General features: G+C 38.4%; 12 protein-coding genes and 1 pseudogene. 2 read left to right on the forward strand and 11 right to left on the reverse strand.

Going from position 1 to position 18,144, the window contains the following annotated elements; genetic code table 11:
- Nucleotides 1–101 precede the first annotated feature (101 nt).
- Both M1V25_RS06980 and M1V25_RS06985 read right to left on the reverse strand, forming a co-directional pair.
- Entirely contained in the window at nt 102–527 is a 426-nt protein-coding gene (locus M1V25_RS06980) for a hypothetical protein (protein WP_498842812.1), read from the reverse strand.
- A 50-nt stretch (nt 528–577) separates the two neighbouring features.
- Nucleotides 578–856 carry a hypothetical protein gene (locus M1V25_RS06985; protein WP_498842813.1) on the reverse strand — a complete coding sequence of 93 codons (279 nt, stop codon included), beginning with the start codon at nt 854–856 and terminating at the stop codon, nt 578–580.
- Between the two features lie 223 nt (nt 857–1,079).
- Here M1V25_RS06985 and M1V25_RS06990 point away from each other — a divergent pair, with 223 nt between their 5' ends.
- Both M1V25_RS06990 and M1V25_RS06995 read left to right on the forward strand, forming a co-directional pair.
- Nucleotides 1,080–8,723, forward strand: a complete 7,644-nt coding sequence (locus M1V25_RS06990; protein ID WP_498842814.1) for an AAA family ATPase — start codon at nt 1,080–1,082, stop codon at nt 8,721–8,723.
- Between the two features lie 144 nt (nt 8,724–8,867).
- A pseudogene (locus M1V25_RS06995) lies at nt 8,868–9,068 on the forward strand (helix-turn-helix domain-containing protein); the annotation flags it as partial.
- On the opposite strand, the gene M1V25_RS07000 reads toward M1V25_RS06995, so the two are convergent.
- The 9 genes from M1V25_RS07000 to M1V25_RS07040 form a co-directional block, all read right to left on the reverse strand.
- On the reverse strand, nt 9,058–10,065 hold the full coding sequence (locus M1V25_RS07000) for a DUF8534 domain-containing protein (RefSeq protein ID WP_498842815.1): 1,008 nt from the start codon (nt 10,063–10,065) through the stop codon (nt 9,058–9,060). The pseudogene M1V25_RS06995 and the gene M1V25_RS07000 sit on opposite strands and share 11 nt — an antisense overlap.
- The gene (locus M1V25_RS07005) at nt 10,025–10,243 is read right to left on the reverse strand and encodes a hypothetical protein (RefSeq protein WP_498842816.1); all 219 of its coding nucleotides are present in this window, start codon (nt 10,241–10,243) and stop codon (nt 10,025–10,027) included. The genes M1V25_RS07000 and M1V25_RS07005 overlap by 41 nt, the downstream gene beginning before the upstream one ends.
- Nucleotides 10,240–12,606, reverse strand: coding sequence for a type IV secretory system conjugative DNA transfer family protein (locus M1V25_RS07010; RefSeq protein WP_498842817.1), 2,367 nt, complete (start codon nt 12,604–12,606; stop codon nt 10,240–10,242). The genes M1V25_RS07005 and M1V25_RS07010 overlap by 4 nt, the downstream gene beginning before the upstream one ends.
- 94 nt (nt 12,607–12,700) lie before the next feature.
- Entirely contained in the window at nt 12,701–13,222 is a 522-nt protein-coding gene (locus tag M1V25_RS07015; protein WP_498842818.1) for a single-stranded DNA-binding protein, read from the reverse strand.
- 31 nt (nt 13,223–13,253) lie between these two features.
- Nucleotides 13,254–13,514 carry a hypothetical protein gene (locus M1V25_RS07020; RefSeq protein ID WP_498842819.1) on the reverse strand — a complete coding sequence of 87 codons (261 nt, stop codon included), beginning with the start codon at nt 13,512–13,514 and terminating at the stop codon, nt 13,254–13,256.
- Nucleotides 13,515–13,543: 29 nt separating this feature from the next.
- Nucleotides 13,544–14,458, reverse strand: coding sequence for a hypothetical protein (locus tag M1V25_RS07025; RefSeq protein ID WP_498842820.1), 915 nt, complete (start codon nt 14,456–14,458; stop codon nt 13,544–13,546).
- An 11-nt stretch (nt 14,459–14,469) separates the two neighbouring features.
- The gene (locus tag M1V25_RS07030) at nt 14,470–16,041 is read right to left on the reverse strand and encodes a hypothetical protein (RefSeq protein ID WP_498842821.1); all 1,572 of its coding nucleotides are present in this window, start codon (nt 16,039–16,041) and stop codon (nt 14,470–14,472) included.
- Between the two features lie 32 nt (nt 16,042–16,073).
- Entirely contained in the window at nt 16,074–17,516 is a 1,443-nt protein-coding gene (locus tag M1V25_RS07035; protein ID WP_498842822.1) for a hypothetical protein, read from the reverse strand.
- Between the two features lie 29 nt (nt 17,517–17,545).
- Nucleotides 17,546–18,130 carry a type II secretion system protein gene (locus M1V25_RS07040; protein ID WP_498842823.1) on the reverse strand — a complete coding sequence of 195 codons (585 nt, stop codon included), beginning with the start codon at nt 18,128–18,130 and terminating at the stop codon, nt 17,546–17,548.
- Nucleotides 18,131–18,144: the final 14 nt, after the last annotated feature.

Below are 18,144 nucleotides of genomic sequence, written 5' to 3' on the forward strand. Positions count from 1 at the left end.
CACCTGTTAAACGACGAAACTCATCTGCTGCTAACTTGTTTATCGTTTCCCATCTCATTGATCATATCCACCTTTAATTTTTAAATAGCTATTTTGCTAGATTAAATACGGTTTGGAAAGAACTCTAGTGTATGATTCATGTTGAAATATTGCCTGGCGATAAAATGAATTGAACCCACCACCGTTGCTTTGTGATATTCACTCAACCCTGTGGCAATGATATCACCACCCAAGCGGACAATATTGTGGAAACGTATTTTTTCGTACTCCTGGCCAAAGATTGCAAAGAGTTGGTCACGTTTACTACTTTGGTATTCATAATTACGTGCATTAAAAACCGCAGAACCGATTTTATAAAAGTCATGCTCTTGCACATTACTTTCAATTAACTCAATGGCTTTTTTGCAGATTGCTGTTGCAAATGTTGAGTTTATATAATGGTTAACCTTATCTGCTGATAATTTACAAAGTGCGCATTGTGGTTTTAAGAATAACTCAAGGTTTGTTTTTTCAAAGGCAAGCCCCATTAAGAACTTTTGCCGTGAGTCCTTTTTGCGTTCACGTGCTGAAAGGGCAGTTAACTCGGTGCACTTGCGGTTGAGTCTGATGATGACTTTTTTACTTCATCATCCAATTTGTTCATCATCTCTTTGTCTTCTTTGTATTTTTCGGCAATCGCTTTAAACTCTTTTTCGATGATGCCATCTTCTAAATCAGTCACACCATATTTGAGTGCCAACTTACCAACTTTATCAGCGCGATCTTTATCAATCTTTGCTTCCAGTTTTTTAAGCTCATCGATTTGCTTTTGAATATCTGCTTTACGTTCCTGTGTTGTCTTTTTCTTGGCAGCCATCAAAACTTCCTTAATTTTAATCCGATTATGACAGGTCTATGATAGCAGCAAAGGACTATTAAGAAAACATGAGCGTAGCGAATTCATTAGAACATTAGGTTATAACCAGATTGGCATCTTGGTTTTTGCGTTCATAACCTAATACGCACTTGTGCAAGTCTTGCGACTTGCTGTGCGATCTGCTAAAGTACAGGGTATCAATATAAGGATTGAATTGTACTAGATGGCGATTTATCACTACTCCCGAAACTTCGGTAAGCGAGCAGAAGGCTTTAATGCGGTATTTGCCGCAGCTTACATTCGTGGAGAATTAAAAAAGTGTATACGCCTAGATAAGACAATTGATTTTGGTGATAAGAATCACGTTGTTTTTAAAAAGAGTTATTTGCCTGATAATTCCCCTGAGTGGGTAAAAAAGTTTGATGTAAACAAAGAGCTATCTGATCAAATATGGAATAGAATCGAACTTATTGAAAAGCATCCACGAGCACAACTTTGTTTTCATGATGATGTTTCTATACCACTTGAATTTAATTTCGCTAATGCCAAAGAGCTTGTTGATGAGTTTGTTAAAAAGCATATTGCTGTCGATGGCATATTTGCTGACGTTGCGATTCACTGGGAAAAACATAATCCACATTTTCATATTTTAATGCCATTGCGTCAACTAACAGAAACAGGCTTTGGAAATAAAGTTAGATATAACTATGGTGATCTTAAAGAGGTCTATTTAAAAGTCAGAAGTGAATGGTCTGAGTGTGTTAATGAATTTGCAAAATGCAAAGGACTAGATGTTCAAATTGATCATAGAAGTTATGCTGATCGTGGTCTTGATTTGGTGCCTATGAAGAAAGTGGGCAAAGCTAAACATATGAAAGACAGCGAACATCAAAAGTATAAATTAGCACAAAATCAATTGATTAAAGCTGAGAATTTATTAAAGATTCAAGACAACCCAGAGATTATTATTAAGAAACTTGAGCAGGAACGTGTTTGTATTGATTCAGCACATGTTGAAGAAGAGCTATCACGCTTTGTGGTGCCTAATGATGTATTAACTATTGTTAAAAATCAGCAGGAAAACGATGCTGCTGAAAGGGTAGAAAATGGTGATCAAAGTGCAGCTATAGCACCCTTACCATTGGCAGCTAAAGCCGAAAATGTGCAAGAAAAACCTGCTAATGATCATCAATCTTCTTTCGATTCTACGTCTCAAATAGCAGATAATTCAAATAACTTTCCGTCCTCGTCAAGTCAAAATAGTGTGATTCCTACACTATCATCCGACATTGAGAGCGATATTGATAAATATATGGTTAGTACTCATCAGGCTAGTTTGATTAATAATTCACCACTTTCACAATCTGCTTTGACATATCAGGTGATCGAAAAGCTTGAAGCGAGTCACGGTATTTTTAGTGACAAGCAGATTAAAGAGTCAGTTTTTGAACATGATGAAGTGGGGACACAGAACTTTAATCAGGTGTATCAAAAGGTTATTCAGGATAAAAAACTGGTTTATCTTGGTGTGGGTATAGATGGTAGAGATAGCTATACCACTAAGCTGCATTTTGATAAAGAGATAGCATTGCGCGAAATGGCCAGAACGCTTAGTAAGCGTAAAGGCTTTAATGTTTACGATACTGATATTGATAAGGTCTTAAAATCATATGATTTACGACCAACTCAAGAACAATCATTACGTCATTTGCTCCAGGGCAAGTCAATTGGTGTGACGGTTGGGTTTGCCGGAACTGGTAAAAGCTTTATGATGAAGCTTGCTAATGAGATATGGCAAAAAGCGGGCTTTAATGTTTTGGGTACCGCGTTATCTGGTGCTGCTGCGGCTGAGTTGCAATCCTCTTCTGATATTAAATCGCATACCACAGCTTCTCTACTCTATCAGTTAAACAAAGGTCATATGCGTTTATCTAAACGTGATATTGTTGTTGTTGATGAGTTTGGGATGCTGGCACTTGATGATGCTCATCGTTTGATGAAGCATGTGGTGCAAGCTGAAGCCAAGCTTGTTGGTATCGGTGATGACGAGCAAACACAGCCGATTGGCCCAGGTGCATCGATGCGCTCAATTATTGATGAAGTTGGTGCTTCTAAAATGACGGATATTATTCGTCAGAATAAAGAGTGGCAGCGTGAGGCAACGATTTACTTTGAAACACAGGAGATAGGTAAAGGTTTTGATCTTTATCAGTTACATGGTCATGTTCATTTTTATGATAAGGTTGAAGGTAAGCATACTGCGATGCTTGAGCGGTGGCAGTCACACCTTGACGCTGGCGTACCACTATCTGAAGTGATGCTGCTGGCGCATAAGAATGATAGTATTGATACGCTCAATAAAATGGCACGGGAGCGACTGGTCAATCAAGGCAAGTTATCGGGTGGTGTTAACTTTAAAAATGACAATGGTAAACAGTTAACCATTGCTGTTGGTGAGCGCTTATTGTTTACGCGCAATGATAAAAATCTTGGTGTTAGGAATGGGTTTATGGGTACAGTGAGTGCTGTTGATGATAATCAAGTCACTGTGACGCTTAAATCAGGTCAAAGCATTACGTTTGATCCAGCAGCTTATAATCACTTTAACTATACCTATGCTGCCACCATCCATAAATTACAGGGTGCGACCTTTGATCACACACTTGTAGATATTGACTCTATTGGCTGGGATCGTCATTTATTCCTGGTTGGTGGGACGCGTCACCGAGATAACTTTGATTTATTTGTCGACGGTGAGACCTTTAATGATCTTGACCATGTTAAAGAAGTGGTTTCACGTGGTGGTTTAAAAGATCATATTTATGATTATCCAGTACAATTTGCCATTAACCGTGGGTTTGATGGTGAGCATATTGTTGAGCGTGCCGTAGGTTTAGTTGCTAAAACAGCGGACAAGTTACACGATGCCTGGTTGTATTTATCGAATTATCAAGCGTATGTTGAGAAAACACTCGCACGTAAAGAAGCGACCATCAGTGATGAGCAGCGTGAAATGGTGCGTATTAGAGAAGAGGCGCGGATTGTTGCCTCATTTGCCGATAAGCGTATTGAGATTGCTAAGTTATCTAAAGGCATTAATGAGGCGTTGGGTGAGCGCACACTTGCTGATGCGCAAGATGATCCAAAAGTACAAGGCTTGTGGGATGAGCTTTATGAAGCACAGGTTAGTAATGGTGAGTTAGCTAATCGCATTAAAAACAATGCCATTGATCTAACTGAAAGTTTACATGCGAATCGTATTACCAGTGCGACACTTAATAAGGCGTATGATTTCTATGAGAAGCGTGAGCAAATTCTATCTCTTGCTAAAGCATATACCCTTAAGCAGCTATGGCAGCCAGAGCAAGCTGAGAAGGTGGTAGGCGATCTAAGTAGTTATCAGCGACACATATTTAAGGTCTTTGATACGGAAGCGCAAGCTTTTGACTTTATCAATGAGTTACGTAATCAGGCAGCTAATGTCCAATATGAAAAAGCCTTTAGACATTTTGGTGTCGAACATCGCAGCTTTATTAAGGATGCCAGAGATTATATTCAGAGAAACCATACGCTTTTTGAAAGCTATGCAGAGCTTCGCAGCTTAAAATCGTTAAGTGATGGTAATGATGAGAATAAAGAGAATCAAGAAAAAATTGAGGCAGTTTCACGGCGTTGCGCATTGTTAAGACAATCGAGAAATGCCGTTGCTTCAACCTTAGCATCTTCTGGTATTGCTAAAGAAGTTAGTGACTTTTTCCGTATTGATCAGACTAAACTTGAGTCACATGCTCAGGAGCATAAAACCGCACATTATCTTATTGATCGCTTCAAGGCATCTGATACAACATCGATTGCTCAGATGATGACAGCGCATCAGATAAAATCAAAATTTGCGATGATGAGTGGGTATGTCGAAAATGCCTTTACTGATGGCTGGAAAGATATCAATATTGCTAACTGGCACTTTGATAGACACTTACAGGTTTTAAGAGGTACCAAAGAATACCGTCAATCCATTGGTGTGATTAATGATTATATGACACTGGCAAAATGTGCTCGATCAAACTGGCAAGAATTTTATCGCATTGCTGAGCAACAGAAGGCTTATACATCATTTGCCAATAAAGAAAAGGATGGTCATCACAATAAGCAAAATAGTCAATCGATTGATCGCAAAGATAGGTTACGTCAAATGGCGCAGCATTATGGTTATCAGCGTGATGCGTTGGCGTATGATATTATACAAAAGCTTGATCAGTATAGTGGTGCCATTGATTTTGCGAAGATTGATCTGGAGCGATTGCATGAAGCTGCGGGTAATTATGATCGGGTACGTCGTTACCAGTCTGCTTTACAGCGAGTATCACGTTTTGAAGAAGCGAAAGCATTACTCGAAGACGGTAAACGCTATGGTAATCACTTACAGGCGGCTCATGTATATCAACAGGCAAAAGCGGATGTCAAAAAACTTGAGAAGGTTTCTTTACTTCGCAAGCTGACATCAGCAACTAAGCATCAGGATATCCATTTAGTTAAAAACTACCTTGATGCGTCGTATCAAAGCTTTCGTTATTATAAAAAGACACAGCATGCGTTTGATGGTCATGTTTATGTTGATTCTGTGTTTAAACCGGAGCATTTACGAGTTTACGCTGAAACATCAGCTGGATTTGCAAGACAAGCTGATTGCTATGCGTATGCGCTTATTGAGAAGGGCGTTGATTATCGATCTATTCTGGCGCATCAGATTAAAGATGAATCGCGCTTGGCTAAAACCATTGAGCGTATTGATAAAGGTCATGCCAAAGAAGCTAAGCGTTTAGCGATTGACGCTTATTTGAATCCTCAAACACCGCAAGCACAGTTAGAGAAACTTGCTTATCAGTTTACGCAAGATAGTAAAGGTTATTATGGTCTTGCGCGCGAGGCAGGCTTATTGTGGTTGCCACTTTATAAAATAGCAATGCCTGAGAAATTGCGCCAGGTACGTGCTGAATTAAGCGCTTCTGATCAGGCAATATTTGATGCGATTACTGCGCATAGTGATATTTGCCGCACGGTTGCCGATAAGACCAAGGAATTAAAAGCACTTGAAGCGCAGTTGGTCGAGGTTAGAAAAGCTACTAGTACAGACAAGGTAAATAAAATAGTAACAGAAATAGGATATCAGGCAGCAGTAGGGCATGATAGCAATATATCGATTGAAGAAGCTTCACTTAAAACTGAAATTGCAAGCTTAAAGGATAATTATTATTACACTATTGCTATGCGCAATGAAATGGCTTATGAGCTTGCGCAAGAAAACCCTGAGCTTTTAGCTACTGATGAAGATAAGCAGAAGAAATTGCGTGATAAGTTCCCACACTTTTATGCAAAACGCTTTGTTTATCATGTTGGGCTACATGAGGCGCGTCTTATTGCTAAAGCTCGTGTTGAGAGATACCTACAATCAGGTGCCAAGGATAAATCCATTGCTTATGAGATTATGCAAAATCTTGGTAAGCATATGTTTTATCTTACAGGGCGTAAAGATTGTGATATTAAAAGCATTTCAATACAGGCACTTGAACATAAATATGCCGAAGGTGTTAAAGCAATTAATGACAGTCAAAAAGCATCTGTTTATCAGGCGCTTGCAGATTATGATATTGCAATGGCAAAAATACAGCAGGCGTGGAGTAACGTTCGCCAAGCAAAACGACTTAAAAATCCTGATGTTAATATTGCGGAATTAGAAGGTAAAGCTAGCCATCTAACACAAATTAAAAATGAAAAAGCGCATAAAGCTTATGTCAGTAGCAGTCAATTTAAAGATGAGCTGTTGAAAGATACCTTTAAGCATATAGATGTTACTAAGCTAAATAAGGCAGCACACAGTCATCAGTTGATTATTGATATTGGTGAATACTGCAAAGTGAAAGATAAGGATAATCAGGTCTTAGCGCAGATGTTGGCACTTGATCTGTCATTAGATTATGGTAAAGGACAGGTATATAATGCCTTTAAAGCACATGCTGCTGATTACCAAAAAGGCTATTACATTGATACAGTTCGTGCGAGAGAAACTGAATTTAAGCAGTCCTTAAGTGCTGATCAGCGACCATTATACGATGAAGTGTTGCGCTATGTTGATGCAGATCGTCGTTTGCGTTATGTGAAAACACCTGGTTCTTATCATGATAAACTATTACAAACACGGCATAGCCTAGCTGTGCAATTTGCTAAGTGGCCGTCACGTTATGAATCAATGCTGCAATTTGAGGAAGTGAAGTGGAGCCAGGTGCAGGCATATAGTGAACGTGTACCAGTTCTAAATCACATTCACTCAATAATGCAACCACAAAAAATAGTTGAAGCAATACAACCAAGAGAAATAACACGCTTTGATATTAAAGCCATTAATCAGGCAATTTATGCAAATTTAGATGTATATGACTATGCCCTTGGTCAGCCAATGAAAGCGACACAAGATTATGTGTTGTATGAGCATGATCGTATGGTGATGCTAACGGGTGATAAAAAAGGGCAGTGGTATGATCCTCTTAAAGATCAATATCGTCAGCCAGTAGATGCATTTAAAGAAAACTTTGATCAGCAAACAACAGGTATGAGTCATTTTGAGATGGCAGCAATTTTTGCGGGACTTAAAGTGGATGAAGTTAAAACCACTGAAATCTATGATCCTCAGAAAATTGCACAGCAACGTGAAGCTGAGGCAGCGAAAACGCGTGCAGCTGAAATTGCTAAGGCACAAAAACTATGGGCAGCAACCGTACCGTTAAAGGGCACTTTAGCAGAGCGCTACTTAAAAGAGCATCGCGCTATCTATCCGATTCATACGATGCAAATGCGCTTCTTAGCTAAAGGTGCATATAGTTATGAGCAAGATGGGCAAATGGTAACAAACAAACTGCCTATGCTGGTAGTTCCTGTGTATGGCAAAGAAGGGATTACTGGGGTGCAGCGTATTTACTTAGACCCTAAAACTGCTGACAAGCCACACTTTATGGATAACCCTAAACTGACATTAGGTGTGATTTCTGGATCAGCTGGCTTTGTCAATATTGGCTCAGAAAAAGAAAAAGGACGGCTTTATATTGCAGAGGGACCAGAAACTGCTGCTTCTATTGCAATGGCTGATCCAAAAGCCACGGTATTAACAGCCTGTGGTTCTGCGGCGAATATTGGCAAAATGAAAGATATGATTGAGCGTTTTAATCCAAGTGAAGTTATTATTGCAGGGGATAATGATGGAGTTGAATCTAGGTCTTATGCCTTAACCTATGAAGCACAGGCGAAATTAAAAGAACAGGGTATTGATGCACGTGTGATTATGCCGAAGAGTATCGAAGGATTTAAAAAGACAGACTGGAATGACGTGTTGGTACATCAGCACGTTGATGATATTTCAGAGCAAATGGGATTAACGCGTTTGCATACGCGTGTAGATAAACAGCAATTGGCATTGAGTCAAACTGCGCCGGGGATATCCCAAGAAACAAAAGAGGCTTTATCAATGTATGCCAAGCGTTATATGGCGAATCGTGAAGAGTTGATGGATAGGGATGAGTATATTAATGACTGGCTGCGTGAATACTCAAATGATATTTTACAGGCGCACAAATCTGATATTGAGGCGTTAGTGAAGTTTGAGCTGGATTATCCAGGGGAGCGTACAGACTTCAATTTAACCGATGATAAGGTTGAAGCCGTTATTGCTAAATCAGGTAACCCAATTTCCTTGGCTAGTGTGTCAACGATGATAGATATTTATGCTAGGCATCATAGAGAAAAAATGCAGCAGAAGTTATCCAAAGCTAAAGGACAGTCACAGTCAAATGATGAAGGTTATGATATTGGTGATTGATAGAGGATAGCATATAGCGTGAAAACTAAGCTCAACAGGTAATTTGTATTAGTCTAGATATAATCTGACACTCATCTTGACTTAGATGAGATTGCCTGTTTTGATAAACGTGAAACAAAACAAATCAAAAACAGGAGCAACCTCATGTTGGATACTAATAATAAATTCATCAAAAATAAAGTCGGTTTGTTAAATTTAGCAGAGGAATTAGAAAATATTTCCAAAGCATGCAAAGTAATGGGTTTCTCACGTGAAACCTTTTATCGTTATCAAGAAGCGGTAAAAGATGGTGGAGTTGAAGCTTTGTTGGATAAAAACAGACGTGTGCCTAATTTCAAAAACCGTTAAAAGGCTTAAAATTACCTATATCATCGTTGGAATCTGTCACTGAAAAAATCACCAAATAAGGCTTACTATCTTCACCTAATCGACCAGATGATTTTTTGAGTGTACCTTGAAGTTTAACCACAATTTCTCTATTTTTATAACTAAAAATCAGCTTGTTATCGACAATATCGCTTGCTACACCAATACATAACGCATAAGGACGACTATCACCCCATCTTGATAATGATGCTTCCAGTTTTATTTTAATTTGCTCAATGTCAGGGTAAGTAAAAAGGAATTCACTGGCTTTGATACCCTTTTCAAGCTGATATTTACTGGCAACCTGTCTTAGTTTTTTGTAGGTATCACCAATCTTAACCGACTCAATACTAAGTTGATTAAGCTTTGCATCTTCAATAATAGAATACAAAAACCTTGCTAATCTTGGATACTTAGTCGCTGTGCTTTTCGATAACGATTTTTCGCTTTTTTCTTTTTCATTATCCTCGCCTAATCCACCACGAACGTGAATTTTTAACAGGCTTGTTTTACTGACGCGTTTCACCTCATTGTTAGATGTACCCGATGAACGAGGTACCCCTTTAAATCGACAAGCTTTGTGATGCTCACCCCTTGAATTAATATGCTGCAAATAATAATTATCTTTGTGACTTAAGCCAATTGTCATCAAGGCATGGCTGCCTTCCTCAACTTCACAGTCACAGTCAAGCCAACATTCACGATCTCGGATATACTCACTTAACATTTTCACCGTTTGCTTTTGTTGATGATTTCCTTTGTTTTTGATGAATACCCAAAACAAAGCATTTGTTTCATCTTCACTCAATAACCGAATAGAAACAACTCGATCATTGGTTTTGAATTTTTTAATGATTTGCATCACTACACTCCAAAAATTCCACTCACCTGTTTTATAATTTTCCCTTAGTACCAGACCATAGACCTCGTAACATCTATTGAAAAGGCTCGGTGAATGCCCGCTGCTGACCGACATTTGTAATGCGACGCCTTAGTACATGAGCATTTGGATAATAAAGCGCTTTTGATATCTGCTCGATCGTTGTATATTCTCCATTGAGCTTCCACACTTGCCCCCTGTTATTGCGCTTAGTGTGTTCAATTTCCATATTTACTTGTTGACCGTAGTAGTTTATCGGTTTTTTTATAATCATACTCCACCTTGTATTTTTTGTTTTTCTGTTTGAGGTATTAAAAAACGTTCATCATGTGGAAGTCTTACTTGATATAGAAGCTCATACATAATGGTTCCGTTAATCTCTTTGCTTTCCCCTAATAAATGATGATTACGCATAATTTTTAGATAAATCTCTATTGTTATCTGGCTATCCTTAGCCAATTGCTCCACTATAACCGAACTGATATATCGCTTGGAAATATCTGTAAAAATATACTGATTGACCAAATCATCATTCTCAATAACCTCATCAATCAGTATACGAACTTGCTTTTTTAAGTTATTTAATAATGGCTTTTCATTATTAATAGCAGATTGTTTCTGCTCATAATGTTGTTGAGATATAACTTCAGTAGGATTTTTAATCAGTTCTTTTTTTTCAACATAATTGATACCAAACCGACCTTTGTATCTCTCATCTTCATAATAAAAAATACGGTCACATATAAATGAACGCATACCACTTTTAAAAACAAACTGCTTTGATCTATCTAACTCTCTGATCATATCCGTATGATATAAATCCGTTGCCGTTTCCTGCTCACTGGTTGAGCTGGATGTACTGACACTGCCAGGAGATAAAAGTCCAGCTCGTGTACTGCGACTTTTAGAGCTCGATTCATTGCGGCTTTCAACAATAATCGTTTGGCGACCACCGAGCTTCTGAATCCAATCAATGGTCTTAGTATCATTCGCACCAAAAACACGGATTAGGTCAAATCCTTTAATCATATCGGCTTTTTCAAATCGGTCTACTTGATCAACTGACTGAAAATATAAAGATAATCTCACTCCTTTTGCTCCAAAAATCTCATATAAAATAGGAATTTCTGGCACAGGTCCCAATTGTGCCACCTCATCAATCTGAATTGGATAGCATGGATGCAACTGATAAGCTGGCGTGATCGATAGATGTGTTGCTAACATTGATAAAATCATCCGAATAACTTTTGGGTAGCGCGGTACCATATCTTCAGGAATAATTAAATATAAATCGCTATTACCTGTAACATAGTTTTGAAGATTTAATCCTCTGCTACTAAAAAATCTTGCCCAGGCAGGACTGGCAACATAATCAAAGCAGCGGTAGAGGGTTGATAGTATTGATCCGGCTTCCTTATCAGCCACTTTTTTAAGCATGCCTATTCCTGCAATAATTCTGCGACTCTTGTTATCAGCAACATAGGATTCAAGTGTTTTAATGGATCCAGCCTTGTCTAATGGTGCAAAGGTATCATACAAATCTGTAAGCGATTTCCCCGTACCTAAAAAACCATCAATTGCCGCTTGAAGGATTGCATTAGCCGTCTCTTTAAAGTGATCTGTTTCGAACTTACCTTCAACCATCATTGCTCCCGCTAAGGCAGCAATATATCGATCACGTGTCAGTTCATCATTTAAATTAATCTGCTCAGGATTCAGTGGATCATAGTGAAATATCTGAAACTGCTTAAAATCACCATACTGATCAAGCACTCGATAAGGATCAATTGCTACAGGCTTTTTACCTTTATATATTGAATCTTGATAAGTCGTCAAAAAAAGCTCTGATTTAATATCCAATGCAAAAATATTACTCTTAGCATCTAAGATGGATGGAATGGCTGCGGATACCCCCTTACCACTTCTCGGTGGGGCAATCACAAGCGTGTTAAGCGGTTTTTCAACCGCGATATATTCACCATTTAATTTGCCTATTGCATAGTTATCACCAGTTAACGCTTGTGATCGATCAATTACAAAATCCATTTTTTTGAGATAATGGACATCGGCTTGTTTTGCTCCCCCTAATTTGCCAGAGGATGCCTTGGTTTTCGCTTTTGGCATGCGTCTCATTAAAATATGTATTAAGCTGACAACTAAAATTGCACTTGCGAAAAGATTCTTTGCCATCACTAAGTGATAGTAATCTTTAAAGTGTGATGTCATACCGTATGATTGTGTGATAAATTTTAAAGATTGAACTTTCCAGGCAATAACAGCATTTAAAACAAGGTCACCAACAAAGCCAAAAATAACTGAACTAAAGATTGTGGTATTTAAAGCAATCAACATAATATTGCCTTTTTCATTGATAAGTCTTTTATAGCCCCACCAGTAAACAAGAGTATATATGCCTATGATTGCTACACCTTGCCAGTTAGAGTCAATAATACCTTTTTTGAAAACCATAACATCCATACCCAGATAGTACATAGCTTCAAAAAATGACTGATACACCATAAGGGCAAAACAACCAGAAAAAATGAATATCATGAACAACAATATAGATAACTCATTCACAACAGAATAGGGATGGTTGTCTAGTCCGAATTTTGACAGCTTATGTAAAATCATCATATTTCCTTATAACTAGTTGGTATGGTTAAATAACGTTCCACCTTTTTTGGGGTTCTTCCACAGGGATCGTAGTTAATTCTAAAGCCATGATCTATTAAAAAGGAACGTCATCAAAGTCATCGAGCTGCTGAGCAAATTCCTCATAACTTGGTACAATGGGTTGAAGTTGCTCGATGGAGCTACTTGACACACTTTGATTAGTTTCATGACTAACAGGTGCTTGCGATGTACTTGAGGACTGTTGAACTTGTTGCTGTGATTGCGTATTTTGCTGAGAATTACCACCAATCAGCTGAAAACTGACGCCTACAACCTCAGTTGTGTAATGTGTCTGACCATTTTGATCCTGCCACTGATTCGTGCGCAATCTACCCTCAACATAAATTAAGCTACCCTTATGGGTATACTGGGCAATCGTATCTGCTAATTTTCCAAAGAACACAACACGATGCCATTCGGTCATTTCAATAAACTGATTAGTTTGACGGTCTTTATAACCATCATTTGTGGCAACACGTAGATTTGCAACTGAAGTGCCATTTTGCATATAGCGCAACTCCGCATCAGCACCTAAACGTCCTAATAATATTACTTTATTTACTGTACCTTTAGCCATCTTGTTTCCCCTTTTTTATTGATAAAATCGCCTATTTATCTGCTTTTACTGGCTCATCAGCCACCTGATTTTTGTTAAGCTCAGTATCATTATGTTCATTGATTTTTCTATCACGAAGTAACCACGCAATAAGATAATAACCAGACGCAAACATCAAACTAACAACAATACTCACCAGTGTATTGACAACGCCAAACACAAGAATAGTGACCACCACAAATATGATAACCACTGGTAGTTTTATTATCTGCTTACCATCATTTATAAGTTGCTCTAATAATTGATTGCCCATTTCTAATTCTCCTACTTTTTCTAAGTTAATTATTGATTCATACCCAATTTCATTTGACCCTGCTCGATCCTGTAAATTTTGTTACCTCGCTGAATAATCGTGCCATCATTGGCAATACGTAAATCCTTTCCATTAAAGATATAGGCACTGTAAGCAGGATTCTTCTGATAAATGATCTGACCTTTTTGTAAGGGCAATTGATAGGGAGTTAATGCCCCATTTTGATAAACACTTAAAGCACCATTGATTAATACTAAATCGTCATTAGTAAGATGAAACTCCTTTTGTGTGTGTTCATCTGAGTTATTGGCTTGGCAAATCTTTTGAAAAAGAGCCGTGCGTAACTGATCACTTAACCCTGTATTAAGTAAATCGCCCTGCCCTTTTTGACAAAAATCAGACACTAAGGTTTGCGCTTTTAAATTAACCTCATAAGCATTTTGCAATCCTTCTGGTTTAACAATCACAAAATCCTGCGCCATTCTTGAGTTGCACAAATCAATATAACGCTGATCTGGATTAAGCTTCGCTAAATTGTTATAACACCCCGCTAAAAAGCTGTTTTGGGTGACACCTAATCCTTTATCGTAAAGTGTAGCAATACTCAAATAACCTTCAGGGTAACCAAAGCGCACCGCCTGTTTAAAGTCATTTAGCGTTGCTTTAGCTGAATCAAGACTGACATTACTTTTGTCGTGTAAAAGTTGGTTTAATTCAAGCTGACCCAACTTTAAATAAGCTAAGCCAGATCGTGTTTTGACTGCTTCTTTCAATAAACGCTCTTTAGCTGATAGATCAGTCGTATCAGCTACCTTCTGCATAATCTCTTCAACCGTTAGTGGCTTTGATTTACCTCTGCTATCTGGTTGGCCAAAGTGGGTTTGTGCTATAGCAGTATGCGTTAAACCAATGATCATGCTCACTTTAATCAATAAATTTCTCATCGCTAATTCCTTCAACTACTTGCGTTAAGATAATGACAATAAAACGTTAAATTACCCTCAACTCGTCCTGGAGATCCGACTGATGATCCTGAATTTGACCAGGTATATATCAAACTCACATCATCCGATGTCATCCTGATATATTTAAGCGGCCACGCTCGACCTTTACCAAATCCAAATAATCCTCCACTCCAATAAGGTGCATACAAATTAGATATAATCGCCAATGTACCAGGTTGTTTATTAACAAGCGGGCAAGTCAAACCCCAGTAATTGATATTCAAAACAACTTTAAATGTATCGCACCCAGTCCCTCCTTTAACCATATTCGAACGTATGGCGTTGGTATTATTTGTTAATACACTTGGAGGTAATGGCATACCTAAATCACGCGCACAAGCATAAGAACCAGCACTGCCACCAACCATTGTCCATCCTGGAATACTTGGACCAGGAATAATTTTAAGAACACGGTATTCCCCTGCTCTGCTTTTCAATAACTGCGTTAATGTTTTATTTCCCATTGATTTAACCGTAAAGTCATTAACTGCAACATTTGAGGCACCATAAACACCACTTTGATTCCCCAGGTAAACAGTTCCTCCATTTACATTCAGGTTTGTATTATTGCTATTAATGCTGGTTGCCCTGCTACTATCATTAAAACTCACACCACCAATCGTCATAGCTACTCCATCCGTTGTTAAATTTTGTGCTCCACTTGCTGCGATCAAATTAACGTTTGATGTTACACTTATGTCAGTTGCGCGCATCCAAACTTGATTACCAGCATTTATATCAATATCTACTGCCTGCGTTTTAATATCAGTTGCATTAGATATGATATCCCCTGCCGCACGCAACGTTAGCCCGCCATGATTATTGCTGATTGCTGCAGTGGCTGTGTTATTCATCCTTATTGCTGATGGATTAACAAGCTCTCGATGATCATCAGGTTTTGTTGGATTAAATCTGAAATTAGCCTCCATTTGATTAGTCCCATCAGCATGTAACCAAACGCTTGTCGTTGAATCACGTGTTAAATCAATACTGATGGTTGCTGTATTTTTATCTAAATGATAGTCGCTACTCATATCTAACACCTGATCACTGATCAGACCATATTTTGTTTTAGCTGTATTGACAACAATCGCTGACAACCAAGGGGCTGCTTCATCCACGCCATTGGTACGTGATACAATTTGTCCAACATGAATCGTTGCGCGAATGTCACTGGCTGCAACCTGAGTAATATCAGTACTAACAGGCTGCCTAATCAGTTTGTTTGGAATAGCAAAATTACAAGGCAAATAAGGTTTTAATGCAATCCCACCACACGTATTACTAATAAGCCAGTTCACCCCAGAATACGTACCAACTGTAAGCGTAGAAACATCAGCAAGCCGTGCTCTGACAGCTGAAGTATACATAGCTATATGGTTGCCTAAATTAATGGCTAATTCTTTCTGCTGATTTCGCTTATGCATGGTATATGTCCAAACACTCCCGCTCATAATTAATACTAAAATAAACATTACCAACACTAAAGCAACCCCACGCTGACACTGATAATAACTATTCATATTGTTATGCTTACGCATGTTATTTCTCTCATTTATACGGTTTTACAAAAAGCCACCACGTTGCCATCGGCACTATTAGCTGATCCACCATTGATGGATGTTAATGTCACTGTAACGTTATTAATCGTCACACGACTCATTGGATATGACTGCCCCCAGTTACTCCATGCTCCGCCAACATTTAGATGCAAAGTTGATTCGATGTAAAGCTGCTCATCTGGTTGACAGATCAAGTTCCATTTATTGCGATTTAGCACAACCGATGAACCGACAAAATCAGTCACTGGAATCTGATAACCATAAATAATATTGCGCACGTAATATTGACTTGTACTTTTTAGTAGCTCACTTAACGTTTTATCACCCATTGAGCGAATCGTCATATCATTAACAATAACATTCGAGATTCCCTGTGTTCCTGATTGATTACCAAGATAAACGGTGCCCCCCATCTTATTAATATTAGTAACATTAGAGTTCATATTGGTCGTTTGTGCATTATTATTAAAAGTATTTCCTGATAACGTAATATTGGCTGTGTTAAACTGCAGTTGCTGTGCGCCAACCGCAAGCGTTAAAGTATTTGTGCCTAAAATTTGGGTTGTTGGTGCGCGCAATGTGATTTGTTGACTACCATTAACTTGGTAAATATTGGTTGCACTATTAACCACGTTATTTGCGATTTGTGATAAAATATTCGCAGCCTCAAGTTGAATCGCACCATAGATATTACTGATTTCAGCCGCCCCTGTATTATTCATAACAATATTTGATACATCCATAATTTCACGATGATCAGCAGGCTTTGCAGGGTTAAATCTTAAGTTTGCTTCCATAGGCACAGTTCCATCCGTTCTAATCCATGCACCATGTGTATTTTGGACACTGATCTGCACCTGCATAATAGCGGTATTTGAGTCATAACTAATCCCTGAGATACCATTAAAAATACCATTACCATCATTACCGTAATGCGTTTTAATAGTATTAACCATCATTGCGCCTAAGCGTGGCGCCAAATGATAGCTGCCTGCATCATATTCTTCAATTGGGCCTATCGTAATCGTGGCAGTAAATCGACTTTGATCGACATCTAATAAGGTAATACTGGTCGAAACATCTTGACGCAAAAATGGTGAATGAATCGTAAAATTGCATGGCAAGAAAGCGCTATTTGCCGTGCCGCCACAGACGATTGGTTTCAACCAATTAATACCATTATATACACCAATAGCAAGACCATCATAGCTTGAGACTCTTGCTTGTACTGCTGAGATATATTGCGATATTGTGTTTCCTTGCGCTTTGACCTGATCCGTCTGTCTATCTCGTAACTGATTTATATAATACCAGCCAGTCAATAAAGTTAAGATCGATAAAGCCAACAATACACCCAGTAATGAGAATCCACGTTGATCTTTCAAACAAGCTTTGCGTGTCCTATTAGTCACCGTTAAAGGTTGCTGAGCTTTCATCTTAGTATCCTTGTTTTGTGACCAAGTGATTAATTAAACGTAATGGTTAACGTTGCAGGATCATTTGTGGCGCATGCAGTGGCCAAATCAGGACCAGATACTGCTACACGACCATTTCCGGCAACACCCTGTGAATTTTTGCCTAAGAAATAGCGGCCTATTTTAGAACATGCCTCTTTGGGGATTTGATTTAAAGTCACGGTAAACTGGGTATTACCATTTGCAGGCGTAACAGCAATAGTTGAGTTATGATTAGCTGCATACCATGCTGTACCGATTACTTGTGCTCCAGCTGCCCCTTTAATGAGAGACGAAACAACATCTCCACTATTAATCACGGTTTGTGCAGTAAGCCCTAAATAACTACCATTCGTTGCTTGTGCCATGCTATTAATATTGCTTGCCATTGTTGCAATAGCCTGCTGCATCTCACCTGCTTTGCGAGATTCCTCCACATTGTTATAGTAATTAATCACAATCACAGTCGCAATTGCACCAACAACAATTGCTAAAAGAACGCCAATTAATGACAGTCCTTTCTGCTTTTTAAATCCTCTAGATACTTTGTTACTATGTATTATTTTATCGTTTTGTTGTGTGTTAGTATTTCTCATATGTTTTCTCCTCT

It is taken from the genome of Candidatus Nebulibacter yamunensis, assembly GCF_024208055.1.
GTDB lineage: Bacteria > Pseudomonadota > Gammaproteobacteria > Francisellales > Francisellaceae > Caedibacter > Caedibacter lacustris.